Source organism: Peribacillus simplex, assembly GCF_001542915.1.
GTDB classification, from domain to species: Bacteria; Bacillota; Bacilli; order Bacillales; family DSM-1321; genus Peribacillus; species Peribacillus simplex_B.
This window is the reverse complement of record NZ_LNNH01000012.1, coordinates 84,640-100,310: the sequence shown is the minus strand read 5'-3', so window position 1 is coordinate 100,310 and position 15,671 is coordinate 84,640. Positions and strand designations below refer to the sequence as shown.

At 43.6% G+C, this 15,671-nt stretch carries 17 protein-coding genes and 1 riboswitch; of the genes, 15 read left to right on the top strand and 2 right to left on the bottom strand.

Going from position 1 to position 15,671, the window contains the following annotated elements; genetic code table 11:
- The first annotated feature begins 14 nt into the window (after nucleotides 1-14).
- The 6 genes from flgK (at nucleotide 15) to AS888_RS05635 (ending at nucleotide 5,102) form a co-directional block, all read left to right on the top strand.
- Nucleotides 15-1,574 carry a flagellar hook-associated protein FlgK gene (gene flgK, locus AS888_RS05660; RefSeq protein WP_061141205.1) on the top strand — a complete coding sequence of 520 codons (1,560 nt, stop codon included), beginning with the start codon at nucleotides 15-17 and terminating at the stop codon, nucleotides 1,572-1,574.
- A gap of 15 nt (nucleotides 1,575-1,589) precedes the next feature.
- Entirely contained in the window at nucleotides 1,590-2,468 is an 879-nt protein-coding gene (gene flgL / locus AS888_RS05655) for a flagellar hook-associated protein FlgL (protein ID WP_061141204.1), read from the top strand.
- Nucleotides 2,469-2,512: 44 nt separating this feature from the next.
- Nucleotides 2,513-3,091 carry a DUF6470 family protein gene (locus tag AS888_RS05650; RefSeq protein ID WP_061141203.1) on the top strand — a complete coding sequence of 193 codons (579 nt, stop codon included), beginning with the start codon at nucleotides 2,513-2,515 and terminating at the stop codon, nucleotides 3,089-3,091.
- An 8-nt stretch (nucleotides 3,092-3,099) separates the two neighbouring features.
- Complete coding sequence (gene fliW / locus AS888_RS05645) at nucleotides 3,100-3,543, top strand: flagellar assembly protein FliW (protein ID WP_061141799.1); 444 nt, start codon at nucleotides 3,100-3,102, stop codon at nucleotides 3,541-3,543.
- Nucleotides 3,543-3,776 carry a carbon storage regulator CsrA gene (csrA, locus tag AS888_RS05640; protein WP_061141202.1) on the top strand — a complete coding sequence of 78 codons (234 nt, stop codon included), beginning with the start codon at nucleotides 3,543-3,545 and terminating at the stop codon, nucleotides 3,774-3,776. Before fliW ends, csrA begins: the two co-directional genes overlap by 1 nt.
- 138 nt (nucleotides 3,777-3,914) lie before the next feature.
- On the top strand, nucleotides 3,915-5,102 hold the full coding sequence (locus AS888_RS05635) for a flagellin N-terminal helical domain-containing protein (protein WP_061141201.1): 1,188 nt from the start codon (nucleotides 3,915-3,917) through the stop codon (nucleotides 5,100-5,102).
- A gap of 470 nt (nucleotides 5,103-5,572) precedes the next feature.
- On the opposite strand, the gene AS888_RS05630 is transcribed toward AS888_RS05635, so the two are convergent.
- Complete coding sequence (locus AS888_RS05630) at nucleotides 5,573-6,409, bottom strand: DNA endonuclease (RefSeq protein WP_260320125.1); 837 nt, start codon at nucleotides 6,407-6,409, stop codon at nucleotides 5,573-5,575.
- Nucleotides 6,410-6,594: 185 nt separating this feature from the next.
- On the opposite strand from AS888_RS05630, the gene flaG reads away from it, so the two are divergent.
- The 7 genes from flaG (at nucleotide 6,595) to sinI (ending at nucleotide 10,917) form a co-directional block, all read left to right on the top strand.
- Nucleotides 6,595-6,954 (top strand): flagellar protein FlaG, encoded by a 360-nt coding sequence (flaG, locus tag AS888_RS05625; RefSeq protein ID WP_061141199.1) that lies wholly within the window; start codon nucleotides 6,595-6,597, stop codon nucleotides 6,952-6,954.
- A 14-nt stretch (nucleotides 6,955-6,968) separates the two neighbouring features.
- Nucleotides 6,969-8,480, top strand: a complete 1,512-nt coding sequence (locus tag AS888_RS05620) for a flagellar hook-associated protein 2 (RefSeq protein ID WP_081092326.1) — start codon at nucleotides 6,969-6,971, stop codon at nucleotides 8,478-8,480.
- A 24-nt stretch (nucleotides 8,481-8,504) separates the two neighbouring features.
- A complete protein-coding gene (gene fliS / locus AS888_RS05615) occupies nucleotides 8,505-8,906 on the top strand; it encodes a flagellar export chaperone FliS (protein WP_061141198.1) in 402 nt (133 codons plus the stop codon).
- Nucleotides 8,906-9,247: a flagellar protein FliT gene (gene fliT / locus AS888_RS05610; protein ID WP_061141197.1), complete on the top strand. Its 342-nt coding sequence runs from the start codon at nucleotides 8,906-8,908 to the stop codon at nucleotides 9,245-9,247. Before fliS ends, fliT begins: the two co-directional genes overlap by 1 nt.
- A 253-nt stretch (nucleotides 9,248-9,500) precedes the next feature.
- Nucleotides 9,501-10,058, top strand: a complete 558-nt coding sequence (gene hpf, locus AS888_RS05605; protein WP_061141196.1) for a ribosome hibernation-promoting factor, HPF/YfiA family — start codon at nucleotides 9,501-9,503, stop codon at nucleotides 10,056-10,058.
- Nucleotides 10,059-10,308: 250 nt separating this feature from the next.
- Complete coding sequence (locus AS888_RS25525) at nucleotides 10,309-10,506, top strand: hypothetical protein (RefSeq protein WP_155645395.1); 198 nt, start codon at nucleotides 10,309-10,311, stop codon at nucleotides 10,504-10,506.
- A 154-nt stretch (nucleotides 10,507-10,660) separates the two neighbouring features.
- A riboswitch (cyclic di-GMP riboswitch) is annotated at nucleotides 10,661-10,746 on the top strand.
- Nucleotides 10,747-10,785: 39 nt separating this feature from the next.
- The gene (gene sinI / locus AS888_RS24905; RefSeq protein WP_155645427.1) at nucleotides 10,786-10,917 is read left to right on the top strand and encodes a DNA-binding anti-repressor SinI; all 132 of its coding nucleotides are present in this window, start codon (nucleotides 10,786-10,788) and stop codon (nucleotides 10,915-10,917) included.
- A 131-nt stretch (nucleotides 10,918-11,048) separates the two neighbouring features.
- On the opposite strand, the gene AS888_RS05600 is transcribed toward sinI, so the two are convergent.
- Nucleotides 11,049-11,372 carry a helix-turn-helix domain-containing protein gene (locus tag AS888_RS05600; RefSeq protein ID WP_061141195.1) on the bottom strand — a complete coding sequence of 108 codons (324 nt, stop codon included), beginning with the start codon at nucleotides 11,370-11,372 and terminating at the stop codon, nucleotides 11,049-11,051.
- Between the two features lie 394 nt (nucleotides 11,373-11,766).
- Between AS888_RS05600 and secA the strand changes: the two genes are divergently transcribed.
- Together secA and prfB are read left to right on the top strand one after the other, a co-directional pair.
- Entirely contained in the window at nucleotides 11,767-14,280 is a 2,514-nt protein-coding gene (secA, locus tag AS888_RS05595; protein WP_061141194.1) for a preprotein translocase subunit SecA, read from the top strand.
- 169 nt (nucleotides 14,281-14,449) lie between these two features.
- Nucleotides 14,450-15,548, top strand: a protein-coding gene (prfB, locus tag AS888_RS05590; RefSeq protein WP_232732425.1) for a peptide chain release factor 2 whose coding sequence is annotated in 2 segments (ribosomal slippage) — nucleotides 14,450-14,512 and nucleotides 14,514-15,548 — 1,098 coding nt in all. Because the reading frame shifts where the segments join, the coding sequence is not laid out codon by codon here.
- Nucleotides 15,549-15,671: the final 123 nt, after the last annotated feature.

Here is a 15,671-nt window from a genome sequence, read left to right as displayed (position 1 = left end):
GGAGGCATGAGTAAATGATTTCAACCTTTATGGGTCTTGAGACGGCCAAGCGTGGATTATCTACCTCACAAGGAGCCTTGTACACAACAGGAAATAACGTAGCCAATGCCAATACATTAGGGTATTCAAGGCAAAGGGTCAACCTCGTCCAGACGCCGGGCTTCCCCACTGTCGGGATGAACAGCCCGCGGGTGGCAGGCCAAATCGGGACGGGCGTAGCGGCTGAAACGGTGCAGCGTATCCGCGATAGCTTCCTCGACGCTCAGTATCGGACACAAAGCAATAAAATCGGATATTACGGGGCGATGAGCGAATCCTTGACCAAAATGGAGGGGGTCATGAACGAACCTACCGACAGCGGATTGGCTGCCACGATGGAGAAGTTCTGGAATTCACTGCAAGGGCTGACGGCGAACACGGAAAACTCAGGAGCGCGTGAAGTCGTTGCCTCGACAGGCGTCATGGTCGCAGATACCTTGAACTACTACTATAACTCGCTAACCAGCGTCCAAACGGATATCGGGAATCAGATCAACGTCAAAGCGAACGAAATCAATACGCTCATCAGCAGCATCGATCAGCTTAACCAACAAATCAGCAAGGTCGAGCCGCATGGCTATATCCCCAATGACTTGTATGATAAACGTGACGTTCTGGTCGATAATCTCTCGCAGCTTGTCAGCATAAAAGTGCAAAACGTCATTCCGACGGATTATGGCAGGGCCAGCGATGTAGCGACAGGACTGTACAATATCGAATTGATGCAGGAGGACGGTTCTTCCTATAAGCCCCCTATCAATTTGATCAGCGTTAATCAAACGGGGATGGTGGGAACGTCGAAAGTCGAAGTCGGCTATGACAAAACGACAGGCATGGTCGATGGAGTGAAAGTCGGGTCAAAAACATTGACGGACTACAAGTTTTCAGGAGAACTGTCGGGCTTGATCAACAGCTTTGGTTACAAAAAGGCTGATGGCACGATCGGCGGAGCTTATCCGGATATGCTGAAAAAGCTCGATAATATGACGGCTGCCTTCGTGAACGAGTTCAATGCCATCCACAAACAAGGGTATGCATTGGGCGACGGCAACCAATCAGTCCTGAACTTCTTCGAGATCGAACCAGGTAAGAGCGCTGCCCAAAGCATCAAGGTGAATGGCGAAATCATAAAAGACCCGTCGAAAATTGCCGCAGGCGGTAAAAGCGGCGGAGCATCCGGCGACAATGAAAATGCTAAACTGCTGGCGGACCTGAAGAAAAAGGCGTTTAGTGAGTATTCGACGAAGGACCAAAATTCAAAAGAATTGACGGGAAGCTTCGACACATATTATGCCGGTATCATCGGCAAGCTTGGGGTCGATTCCCAAAGCGCCCAAAAGAACCTATCCAACTCGGTTGTGCTTGCCACTTCCGTCAATCAAAATAGGGATTCCGTCAGCTCCGTATCGCTTGATGAAGAAATGACGGACATGATCAAATTCCAGCAGGCATACAACGCTTCTGCAAGGATGATGACGATGATGGACGAAATGCTCGATAAGATCATCAACGGAATGGGCACGGTAGGCCGATGAAAGGAGTGAATGAACATGCGGGTAACGCAATCGATGCTAACCAATAATATGTTAACCAACTTAAGCGGCAGCTACGAAAAGATGGCCAAGCTGCAAGAGCAGGTTTCCTCTCAAAAAAAATTCTCCAAACCATCCGACGATCCCGTTGCGGCCATGATGGGCATGGGATACCGGACCAATTTGAATCAAATCGGACAGTATCAGAGCAATATTTCCGAGGCGACAAATTGGATCGACAGTACGGATGATACCATTTCTGAAGCCGTTTCCGCGATGCAGCGGATTCGGGAGATAACGGTTCAAGGAAGCAATGGCACGTATGAAGGCGATCAACTGAAGAACGTTGCCGAGGAAATCAAGCAATTGAAGGAACATCTCATCACACTCGGAGACACACAGATCGGCGGGAAGTATATTTTCAACGGTCAGGATACGAATGTGAAGCCTTCATCCGTTAAAGACGCGAATGGGAATATCGTATATGGCAAAGGGGACATAAACCTTGAGGTGTTTTCCGGGATTTCGTTGAAAATCAACACGGACGGCTCGAAGGTTTTTGGAGAAGCACTCGCAAATGGCGGGAGCATCGATAAAACGATCGCTGCACTGGAAAGCGGCGGAGATGTGACGGGGACGCTTGGCGGGCTTGATGCAACGATCAATACCTTCTTAGGCCTGCAGGCCCAGGTCGGCGCCAGGCAAAACCGGATTGAGCTGATGACGGACCGTCTTAAGCAGCAGGAGGTTTTTGCCACCTCGATCCTCTCAAAAAATGAGGATGTCGATATCGAAAAAGCGATCATGGATTTGACGACCCAGGAAAGCGTCCATAGTGCCGCTTTAAGTATCGGGGCGAAAATCATGCAACCGAGTTTATTGGATTTTCTTCGCTAAGCTATTCTTAAATGGATAGCTTTTTTCTATAAGGAGTGATGATGATGCATATTCCGCAAATTAGATTGCAATCCGCCCCAATGAAGATCGGGTTGGATATCGAACAGCCAGTACAGCAAATCGAACAAAAGGCGGCGGTTCAACGAATCGAACAGCCGCAGGCCATTTTGGAAATCCATACGACCCCAGGCAAGCTGACGATCGATCAGACAAAGGCCAGGGAGGATATGGACTTGAAAAGCCTCTCCAAACGAGTGGAGGAATTCGCCCAGCAAGGGTACCAGGATTGGCTAGCAGGCATGGCTCGGCGTTCGCAGCAGGGGACGGAGCTGAGGCACATTGAAAGAGGCGGCAGTCCGCTCGCCGATCAGGCCAAGCAAAACAGCAAAGGGGCCGAAAAGCAATTCAATCTTGGCTGGATTCCCTCCTATTTTAGCGTGCAACTTGACTACGATCCGGCACAAGTGGAGATCGAAGCGACCGCCCAGAAGCCGATCATTGATGCCCAGATCAACAGGCCGGAACATACTTACACACCAGGCAGTGTGGATGTGGAGATTTTACAAAAAAATACGTTGGATATCAATTTCATTAATGTATATCCCGATGAGTCAGGTGAGTGAAAACGGAGATGAATGTACAAACCAAATTTCATGGCGAAATTGAATTAATGGCGAATGAAATCTATCGATTCGAAAGCGGGCTGCCGGGCTTTTTGGAGGAAAAACAGTTTTGCCTGCTTACATTGGATGATACACCCTTTTTCGTCCTGCAATCGACAAAAACAAAAGAGGTTGCCTTCATTGTGACGAACCCTTTTGATGTATTTCGTGATTACGAAGTGAAGCTTACGGATGAAGTGCTCGAGCTTTTACAAATAGAAACGGAGCAGGATGTCCTTACGTACGCGATCTTGACGATTTCGGATCCCTTCAATGAAACGACAGCGAACCTTCAGGCCCCCGTCATCATAAATGGCTCAAAGAAATTGGGTAAGCAAATCATCATGAATGGCAGTGATTACCGCACAAAACATAGGCTGATCGAAACCCCCACAGAACAGGGGGCGAAATGATGCTCGTATTGACCAGAAAACCGAATGAAGCGATCATGATCGGCGATGATATCGAAATCACGATCCTCTCGATTGAGGGAGAACAGATCAAGCTCGGGATCAATGCCCCGAAAAACGTCGAGATCCATAGAAAGGAAATCTATCTATCGATCCAGCAGGAAAATAGTGAAGCCACCCAAACGGAATCACATCTTCTGCAAAACATAAATGACTATTTCAAGAAAAAATCGTAAAATCCGCTAAATATGTTTCCGAGCATGTCGATATTAACTATACAACGATGGGCAGTGATATAGGCGGCCGACTTATTCACTGCCCACCGTGATGAACCACATGGATGTGGGAACTTAAAACTCAAGGAGGAAACATAAATGATCATCAATCACAATATCTCAGCTCTTAACACACACCGTCAATTATCAAGTGCAACAAACGCTCAATCCAAATCAATGGAGAAACTGGCTTCAGGTATGCGTATCAACCGTGCTGGTGACGATGCAGCTGGTCTAGCAATCTCTGAAAAAATGCGTGGACAAATCCGCGGATTGGATCAAGCTTCCCGTAACTCACAAGATGCTATTTCTCTTATCCAAACGGCTGAAGGTGCCTTGAACGAAACGACTGACATCCTTCAACGCATGCGTGAACTTGCTACTCAAGCAGCAACAGATACAAATACAACAAACGACCGCGGCGAAATCCAAAAAGAAATCAATTCTTTAACATCTGAAATCAACCGTATCGGTAACACGACTGAGTTCAATACACAAAAACTTTTAAATGGTGAAAAAGATGGGGTAGCTAAAGCAGCTGTTCACAAATTAGCATCAAGTGATATTAGTTTTGCGGATACAGAATCAATGACTATTGGTGGTAAATCTTACACAGCTGATACTACTGATAATGGTATTACTGGATTAGTGAAAAAAGTTAATGCTGATACTACTAATAAATATACTGCTACTGAAAATACTGATGGCTCACTTACACTTACTGCTAAAGCAACAGGTCCTGATACAGTAACTGCAGGAGACTTTAAAAAAGGTGCAACTAATGTAACTCAAACAACAGTCTCAGCTGGGAAGGATACTGACCCTGATAAGAGTCTTAAATTCCAAATCGGAGCTAATGAAAAACAAAGTTTGACTCTTGATATTGGAGATATGAGAGCAGAAGCTTTAGGTATTTCTACTAAAGGAACTGGAAATGCAGATTTAGCAGTGACAGACGGAACTAATAACGTAACAACTGAGCAAGCATTGAATGTGGGAACACATGCTAGTGCTGCTGAAGCAATTACAAAAATTAATGACGCAATTAATACAGTATCAGCAGAACGTTCTAAATTAGGTGCTAACCAAAACCGTTTAGAGCACACGATCAACAACTTAGGTACTTCTTCTGAAAACCTGACGGCTGCTGAATCACGTGTACGTGACACAGATATGGCTAAGACGATGATGGAGCAAACTAAAAACTCCATCTTGGCTCAAGCATCACAAGCAATGTTGGCTCAAGCAAATTCCGCACCTCAAGGAGTTTTACAACTTCTAAGGTAAATTTGAAGGGCGTTTTATCCAGTAATGGATAAAAGGATGACTGGGTGAATTGCTGGAACTTCCTAAAGCTTCATCAACCACAACGTAACTGGAAACGGTAAGCGTGATGGTCTGAAAATGATGGAGATGACACAATGGACAATCAGCAGCCAAGCTCCTTTGAGGAAACTCTGGAGAAGGTTCAACGACTAGGATATACAGTCTAAGGCTAAAAAGCTATGACCATGAAATCCGTAGGGTGGCAGCAGCCATTCGAAGTGCCCAGCCCCTTATAAGACAAGGGTGAAGATATAGTCTATTCTATGCTCGAAAGACATAGTCGCAAAGCAAGCGAACCAACAACCACAAGGCGTTTTACAACTTCTACGTTAATAACTTGAAAGAGACCCTAGTTTTGCTAGGGTCTCTTTTTTTATAAAGCAAACGGATAGATATTATCATTTTCCACGGAATGCTATCAAGAAGTGGTGTTAGTTTCGTTTTTTAATATCTTGCCATTTGTAGGTAACGGACCAATAACTTCTTTTTAGCACCTTTGCTATTTCATTTGTCGAATAACCAATTTCTTTGAGTTGATTTAATAATTTGATTTCATCTGGAGAATAGGGTTTAGAGCGATCGGAACTGCTGGTAACAACCGTGTAGTCAGGATACTTCGATTTCCATTTCATTATTTCTTTTTGATATCTAAAATCCCAAGAGGTTTTGTATAACATAGAAGAACAAGTTTTAGTCACAGGTTCGATTAGTTCAAGGAAACGAAACGTTTCCTTAACAGAAGTGGTTTTTAGGATAAATCCATGTCCATCCTTACGAGCACTCAGTCTAAAAGATAACTCATAGGTGGTAAAAATATGGTCCTTTAACTTCTCTAATTCGTCCTTACGATAACACTGAAGGTATAGGTAAATATGAGGTGTGAGGTAAATAATTTTCTTAATAGGATTTACCCTAAATGAAATACTTAAAGAGCCATCATCCATGTATAGAATAGCTATGAAATGGGGTAATAGACAATTTTTGATTAATGTGAAAGGAAGATATTTAGTTCCATCTTTTCTGTAAAAATGAGGGAATAAATTAGTGAATAATTCTAAAGATGCGGAACGTACACATTGGCTTGCCGGAGTGATATACAATAGTCCATCAAAGAAGGCGACTTTCCATTTTCGGTACTCTTCTTGAGATATACCGTAGTGCTCTCGGTAGCTATTGTTCTTTCTCCTGCTATTTTTATAAATTTTCGTGATTTCCCCGTCACTTATTATGCTGGCGTATAATACATTTCTTTGAATTTCAGTAAGCATCATCATGGACACCTCCTTAATAAAAGTATGAAAGCCCTTCTTCCATTTCCTTTTTTATAATGTTATCTCCTCCATTAACAGAATGTTTGTTCTCTTTATAATGATAAAACCTTTGTATGAACACTGTAAAGTTCAATTTCAGAACCGATATAAAAAATAAAGACATCATATTGGGGGCTATTAAGATGCTGGAGAGTTTGTCCACGAATATTCTTTCCTCACAACTCAGAACAGCCATCTCGGATGGAATCAGTTCTTATTATCAGCGTGAAATGAATACGCTGGCCTATTCGGAACAAAGCGCCGAAAGCAGTCAGCCTACGAAGGAAAAGGTTCAGGAAGTGGTGGAGAGCTTAAACACCTTCCTCAACCCGATACATACGGCGGTCCGCTTTGAGTATCATGAGAAGCTCAATGAGTATTATGTCAAGGTAGTGGATGACGTAACGGATGAGACGATCAGGGAGATCCCGCCTAAGAAGCTATTGGATTTCTATGCGGCAATGACGGAGTTTGTCGGGATCATGGTGGATGAAAAAATATAAGTGGGTGATGTATTGTGGTACGGATCAGTGGTTTGGCAAGTGGAATGGACATTGATGAATTAGTTAAAAGCATGATGCAGGCGGAACGGGTGCCTTTGGATAAATTGACACAGAAAAAGCAGTACTCCGAATGGCAGCGCGATGATTACCGCTCGATCAATACTTCATTATCGGAATTGGATACGCTCATCCGTGATGGAATCGGAAAGCAATCATCCTTTGTTAAAAAGAAGGTATCGGTTTCGAATCCAGAAGCGGTATCGGTGAAAAATGTAAGTTCGACTAGTGACTTTACAGGAAATATCAAGGTGAACAGTCTTGCCAAGGCAGCAACCATGGCCAGTACGGAAAAATCGGCTGTTACGGATGCGAAAAAGAAGCTGTCGGAATTAGGCATTACGGCACCTCAGGAGATTACGATACTGGCTCCAAATAAAGAGGGTGCTTTCAATACGGAAGTGAAGGATGGAGTAACCAAGGAAAAGCCATACACGCTTACGCTCAATGCCGATGATACGTTGGAGAGCGTCATCAATAAAATTAATGCGAACTCGGGTGTCACGCTATTTTTTGATCAAAATTCGCAAAACTTTTCGATCACCGCTAAAAATACGGGTGATGTCAAAGATCGTCCCGAAATTGAACTAGGGGGAACCGGTGATTTTTTTGCTGCGTTAAAACTGAGCAGCAACAATGAAGAAGCTGGCGGCACAAAAGGGGAAAATGCAGCGATCACGTATAATGGCCTGGACATTTCCCGCCCTTCGAATACGTTCCTCATCAATGGAGCGGAAATAACGGTAAAGCAGAAAACGATGGATACCGTCTCATTCTCTTCAACGGCCGATGTGGATGCGATTCTGGACACGGTCACGCAGTTCGTGAACAAATACAACGAAATCATTAAAAAGGTACAGGATAAAACAGGTGAAGCGAAATATCGCTCCTTCACCCCGCTGACTGCCGAGCAAAAGAAGGAAATGACGGAAGATGAAGTGAAGCTTTGGGAAGAGAAGGCAAAAAGCGGAACACTGAAAAGCGATTCGACGCTTAAGAGCCTCTTAACCACGATGAGATCCTCCCTATACACCGCAGTGGACGGAATCACTGGGAAAAACAATCTCAGCAGCCTGGGCATTACCACGACGAAGAATTACTTGGAGGGCGGCAAACTGACGATTGATGAGGACAAGCTTCGGGCAGCGATCAGCGAGGATCCCAATGCGGTTTATAATATGTTCATGGCTGATGGAGCGGAAAAAGGTGAAAAGGGGCTGGCACGCCGTTTGCGTGATGATATACAATCTTCGATGAAGGTCATCACCGAAAAAGCCGGGAAGGCTGGATATGTGAATAATAATTTTACCATCGGGAAAATGGTCAATGGGCTGGATACGAGGATCTCGGCATTCGAAACAAAGTTAGCGAAATTGGAATCCCGCTATTACAGCCAGTTCACGGCCATGGAAAAGGCGATTCAAAAGGCAAATAGCCAAAGTTCATCGTTAGCATCTTATTTTAGTTAAGGCAATCGGGAGAGGAAGATAAATATGGCGATTAATAATCCCTATCAGTCGTATCAACAAAATTCGGTCAATACAGCGTCCCCGGGAGAGCTGACATTAATGCTATACAATGGCTGCCTGAAGTTCATCATGCTTGGGCGGAAGGCGATTGAAGCAGGAAATATCGAAGCGAAGAATACCAACATCATCAAGGCGCAAAACATCATCCATGAATTGATGGTGACGCTGAACATGGATGTCGAGGTGTCGAAGGAAATGATGAGTCTGTATGATTTCATGAATCGCCGTCTGATAGAGGCGAATATGAAAAATGATGTTGCTGCCTTGGACGAGGTGGAAGGACTCGTCACTGAATTCCGTAATACGTGGAAGGAAGTCATTCAGATCAACCGCAAAAAACAATTCAGCCAAGGCGGGCAAGTGTAATGATTCAGGCTTTTCACGACTTGACTGCCGAATTACTTACCGTTCTGGAGGATCGGATGATTGCAGAACGTGAGGATAAAATAGAAAGGATCACCGAGCTGATTGATCGGCGGGATGAAGTCATTGCCCAAATCAAGCCGCCCTTCACTGCTGCTGAACAACAGGTAGGCCGCAGAACGATGCTGCTCAATCAACAGGTAGACAGCTTGCTGAAGCTTCAAAAGCAGGAAATACAACGGGACATCCAGGAAATAAACAAAAAGAAAAATTCCTCCAATAAATATATGAACCCATATGAAAGTCTATCAATCGATGGCATGTTTTACGATAAAAGAAAATGATAACCCAGCCGTTTGGTTTCCAAACGGCTATTATGTTACATTTATTTAAATTTTCTGTAAATAATTAAAGCTTAAATTTTTCTTTATCGCCAGGCATTTGTTATAATGAATGTAGGGTAGACATCAACCCTTTCCAAACCTTCCGACAGTTGTTTCATAATTTCGACATATTTCATAATATGTTTCCAAAGGGAACCGGAGGGGTATTGTAGAATCTAACTGTTATAGTCTTAATTTAAGGAGGACTCACTTTATGAATTACAACGTACGCGGTGAAAACATTGAGGTAACTCCAGCAATTCGAGAATACGTCGAAAAGAAAATTGGCAAGTTAGAACGATATTTTAACAATACACCTGATGCAAATGTGTTAGTTAATTTGAAAGTTAACAATAATACATCCAAGGTCGAAGTGACGATTCCTATGCAGAATTTGGTTCTTCGTGCTGAAGAGGAAAATGCGGATATGTATGCTGCCATCGATTTGATCAATGACAAGCTTGAACGCCAAATTCGTAAACATAAAACGAAGGTCAATCGTAAATTCAGAAACAACTTATCAACGACTCCGGAAGCATTCGCTTTCAACACGGACGTTGACGAAGTGGTAGATGAATTCGAAGATGATAATGATGTTGAAGTGGTCCGCAATAAGCGCTTCGATTTGAAGCCGATGGACAGTGAAGAAGCGATTTTGCAAATGAATATGCTTGGTCACAGCTTCTTCGTTTACACGAATGCAGATACTAACACAACGAACGTGGTATACCGTCGTAAAGATGGTCGCTACGGTTTGATTGAACCTAGCTAAATCTTAATCTATGAACTAAAGCACAGCCCAGCATTTGGGTTGTGCTTTTTTGCATGCTACAAGATTGCGGTCAGGCTTTGGGTGGTTTTTTATAAAGAACGATTCGTGTTCTTTAATAAGATAAATAGTTAATATTACCTATTCTATTGAATCTTCCCTTTGTACTATACTCAAGTTGTTGGTTCTTTAAAAAGAACATAGTGTTACTTATAACAAACGAATTGATTAAGGTGCAAAGGGGCTGGATATTTTGTATCAAAAGAATTGCCATAAATGCAATCGGTCTTCTTTTAGCAGTGCAGAATATGGAGAGTGGCTTTGCCCGACCTGCGGTGACGACCTGACTGTGCAAAAAGCCTTGGATCCACTAGTGGTGGAGAGGGTGAACCTGCAGCATAAACTGAATGGGAAAAGCACGATTTACTATTACGTAAAAAGGAGAAAATGATAAAAGGAAAGCGTTTTTTTGAATTTTCTTAATATTGTAATATTTTGTCGGATAAATTTTTTTGCATTTTGTAAGTTTGGCGACATAATATAACAATATGTGATGCAAGTATCCGATATAATATGTTTATAAGCGATGTATTTGGTAATTAGTACCATGACAAAGGCAAACTTATTGAAAGATAAGGGCGCAAAGGCACAGGTCTAAGGTCCGCTCGACTAAGATGGCTGGTCTGCCTGAAATACAAAGGTATTTTAGGAGGTAGAAGAGGTGGCTAAAATGGAAATCGATCAAGAATGGGTGGATTTAATATCAGAAGCACGGAGCTTAGGTTTTAAAAAAGAGGAAATTAGTGCTTTTTTTGAACGGAAATGCCTTGAGGTTTTGCTAGAGGAGAGCGAGCGAAGCTAATTACCAAACACACCCCTATAAACAGAGGCTGACCTGGCTGATTATAGGGGTGATTATTCGTATTGGATTTCTGTAAGTCCAGCATTTTCAAGCTGTTTACTCCAGGATTATGTAGGTAGACTATTAAACTTCTACTCTTCTTTATCTTTTCTCCATTTATTGAATTCGATGAATTCCCTGAATTGTTGTTTCGACACGCCGGAATTCATGGCTTCCTCCACGATTTTCATCCAGTCATTGTCCAAGGTTTCCTTGTTTGGTGCATCGTAAAGGAGGGCATCAACAGGAATGTTCAGCACGGCGGAGATTTTTTCGAGAAATTGAATGGAAGGGTTCGTTTGCAAGTTACGCTCTAGCGAACTTAAGTAAGACTTTGCCACACCGGCTTTGTCGGCGAGTTCAGTCATCGACATCTTTTTTTCTTCACGCAGTTTTTTTACACGTTCACCAATCATAATACCACCTCGAAACATGTTCTATTTATCTTCTACTTAAAATGTTAGTAGCCCACCTTTAAAAAAATTCAAACATGAAATCTGGTTGGATTACCTTGGCAGCATCAAATGATGGAAGGTTATGGATCATTCACATTTGCTTTTGGAATAGTGGGGAGTTTCCATGAATTATTTATACTTCCATCTATTTTAACAGTTTTACTCATGATTTATCCATTGTTTTTCGCAAGAATTGAATTCGGATCAATAGGCATGGAAGTGACATGAAGTTGTACCTCTAGGATAGAAGTGGTAAAATTAAGCGTGGATTAGGAATAACAGAAGATGCATTTCTTCTTACTTATATGAATTTTGTCATGGAACGATCATTACCATAATAGAGGAGCGTTATTGAATGCTTAATATATTAAATAAAGTTTTTGATCCGAATAAGCGAGAAATTAAACGTCTGGAAAAGATTGCTGACCAAGTCGAAGCGCTGGCTGATGAGACGGCCGCATTATCGGATGAGCAGCTTCGTGCCAAAACGGGCGAGTTCAAAGAGCGCTACCAAAACGGGGAGACCGTCGATGATCTGCTCGTCGAGGCTTTTGCTGTTGCCCGTGAAGGAGCGAAGCGTGCCCTTGGCTTATATCCTTACCGTGTTCAAATCATGGGTGGGGCCTCACTTCATGACGGCAATATCTCGGAAATGAAGACAGGGGAAGGTAAAACATTGACATCGACCATGCCGGTTTATTTAAACGCGCTTACTGGTAAGGGCGTCCATGTCGTTACAGTCAATGAATACTTGGCCCACCGTGATGCCTCCGAGATGGGGGTATTGTTTGACTTCCTTGGTTTGACCGTCGGTTTGAACCTGAACAGCCATTCAAAAGAGGAAAAACAAGAGGCGTATAATGCCGATGTTACCTATAGCACGAATAATGAGTTAGGCTTCGATTACCTGCGTGACAACATGGTGTTATATAAAGAACAAATGGTCCAGCGGCCCTTGCATTTTGCTGTAATCGATGAAGTCGATTCCATTTTGATTGATGAGGCGAGAACGCCGTTGATCATTTCCGGTTCGGCACAAAAATCGGCCCAGCTTTATATCCAGGCCAATGCGTTTGTCAAAACGCTGCAAAAAGAAAAGGATTATACGTATGATGAAAAGACAAAGGGTGTACAGCTGACGGAAGAAGGCATGAACAGAGCCGAAAAAGCGTTCAATATCGATAATTTATTCGATATCACCCACGTTACTTTGAATCATCATATCAATCAGGCGTTGAAGGCGCATGTTTCGATGCATTTGGATGTGGATTATGTCGTTCAGGAAGGCGAAATAGTCATCGTCGACCAATTCACTGGCCGTTTGATGAAAGGCCGCCGTTACAGTGAAGGCCTCCACCAGGCCATCGAAGCGAAAGAGGGTCTTGAAATCCAAAATGAAAGCATGACTCTTGCGACGATCACGTTCCAGAATTATTTCCGGATGTACGAAAAACTTTCCGGTATGACCGGGACTGCCAAAACGGAAGAAGAGGAGTTCCGCAACATTTATAATATGCATGTCATTGCGATCCCTACAAACCGGAATATCATCAGGGATGACCGGGCCGATCTCATTTATGCGTCAACCGATGGTAAATTCCGGGCTGTTGTCGAGGACATCGCCGAAAGGCATGCAAAGGGGCAGCCTGTGCTTGTCGGAACGGTTGCCATTGAAACATCCGAAGTCATTTCAGCCTATTTATCCAAAAAGGGGATTCCGCACGATGTCTTGAATGCGAAGAATCATGAGCGCGAAGCGGAAATCATAGCCAATGCTGGTAATCAAGGCTCCGTTACGATCGCTACGAATATGGCTGGCCGTGGTACGGACATCAAGCTTGGTGAAGGCGTCAAGGAGCTCGGCGGTCTTGCCGTCATCGGAACGGAGCGTCATGAAAGCAGGCGTATCGATAACCAGCTGCGTGGTCGTTCCGGCCGTCAGGGAGATCCGGGGGTCACACAATTCTATTTATCCATGGAAGATGAATTGATGCGCCGTTTCGGCTCCGATAACATGAAAAACATGATGACACGACTCGGTATGGATGATACCCAGCCGATTCAAAGCAAGATGGTGACGAGGGCCGTCGAGTCTGCACAGAAACGAGTGGAAGGCAATAACTTCGATTCCCGGAAGCAATTACTGCAATATGATGATGTTCTTCGTCAGCAACGGGAGATTATCTATAAGCAGCGTTTCGATGTGATGGAAAGCGAAAACCTGCGCGAAATCGTCGAAACGATGATAGCGGCTTCCATCCAGCGCAATGTGGCAGCATTTGCACCAATGGGTGATGAGGAAGGCTGGAACCTGCAAGGCCTTGTCGATTACCTGAACGGCAACTTATTCGATGAGGGGTCCATTTCCGTACCTGATTTAGAAGAGAAAAATGAAACGGAATTGGTTGATTTCATTTTAGCCAAAGTGAAAAATGACTATGACCAAAAAGAAGAAGAGCTATCCGAAGAGCAAATGCGTGAATTCGAAAAGGTCATCGTCCTTCGCGCGGTAGATAGCAAATGGATGGATCATATCGATGCAATGGAGCAATTGCGCCAAGGGATTCACCTTCGTGCTTATGGCCAAATCGATCCGCTCCGTGAATATCAATCAGAGGGCTTCGCCATGTTTGAGGCGATGATAGCCTCTATGGAAGATGAAGTCGCCAAATACATCATGAAAGCTGAAATCCGCAACAATCTAGAGCGGAAAGAAGTCATACAAGGACAAGCGGTGAACCCGAAGGAAGAAGACGGGGGCAAAGTGAAAAAGGCTCCGGCCCGTAAAAAGGATGACGTTGGGCGAAATACGTTATGTCCTTGCGGCAGCGGTAAAAAATATAAGAATTGCCATGGCAGTGTAGGCTAATATTAGGTGTATAATGAGTAAGGGACGGTCAAGTGCAAGGCTTGCCGCCTCTTTTCATGTTTCGTTTGCATAAAGTCGTATATTTGCATATAGTTTGAAGAGGCTTAATTGTACTGAGGCGAATCCCTCTGCAGGGATTTTTTCAACATACTTAATGAGGTGAATGGAAATGGAACTAGGAGAAATTAGAAATGAACTTGAACGGACAGCGCAACGATTAACGGACTTTAGGGGGTCTCTTTGACTTAGATGAAAAAGAGGCACGAATCGCTCAGCTTGAAAATGAGATGACACACCCTGATTTTTGGAATGATCAACAAAAAGCCCAGACTGTCATCAATGAAACGAATGCACTGAAAGAGCAAGTCACCCAGCTCGCTGATTTGAACGAATCATATGAAAACCTGGATCTGACGTATGAACTAGTGAAAGAAGAGAATGATGCTGAACTGTTGGCAGAGCTTGAAGAAGAAATCACGACACTTTCACAAAAGATGAATGATTTTGAATTGCAACTGTTACTAAGCGAAGAATATGACTCGAAAAACGCCATCCTGGAACTTCATCCAGGCGCAGGCGGAACGGAATCCCAGGATTGGGGTTCGATGCTGCTGCGGATGTATACTAGATGGGGTGAAAAAAGAGGCTTTAAAGTTGAAACCCTTGATTACCTTCCAGGTGATGAAGCGGGTATCAAAAGTGTCACACTGCTTTTCAAAGGCCATAACGCATACGGATATTTGAAAGCGGAAAAAGGCGTTCACCGTCTTGTCCGTATTTCTCCTTTTGATTCATCGGGGCGACGCCATACTTCATTCGTTTCTTGTGAAGTCATGCCGGAATTCGATGAGACGATCAATATCGAGATACGTACCGAAGATTTGAAGGTCGATACGTACAGGGCAAGCGGTGCCGGCGGTCAGCATATCAATACGACTGATTCGGCTGTCCGTATCACCCATTTACCTACCAATACGGTAGTAACGTGCCAAAACGAAAGATCGCAAATCAAAAACAAGGCTCAAGCGATGAATATGCTGAAAGCCAAACTTTATCAACGTGAAATTGAACAGCAACAAGCCGATCTGGATGAAATTCGCGGTGAACAAAAGGAAATTGGCTGGGGAAGCCAAATTCGTTCTTATGTTTTCCATCCGTATTCCATGGTCAAGGATCACCGTACGAGTGCGGAGACCGGGAACTTGGGCGCGGTCATGGATGGGGATATTGATATGTTCATCGATGCGTACTTGCGTTCAAAACTATAAGATAAGATGGCCGGACCCGTTCTATGGTCCGGCTTTTTGTATGAAATCATGCATGCCTTACAAGATGCCTGGATAATTTTTACAGCATATGAAAGGGGATGTCATGCTATGATCCGCCAATAC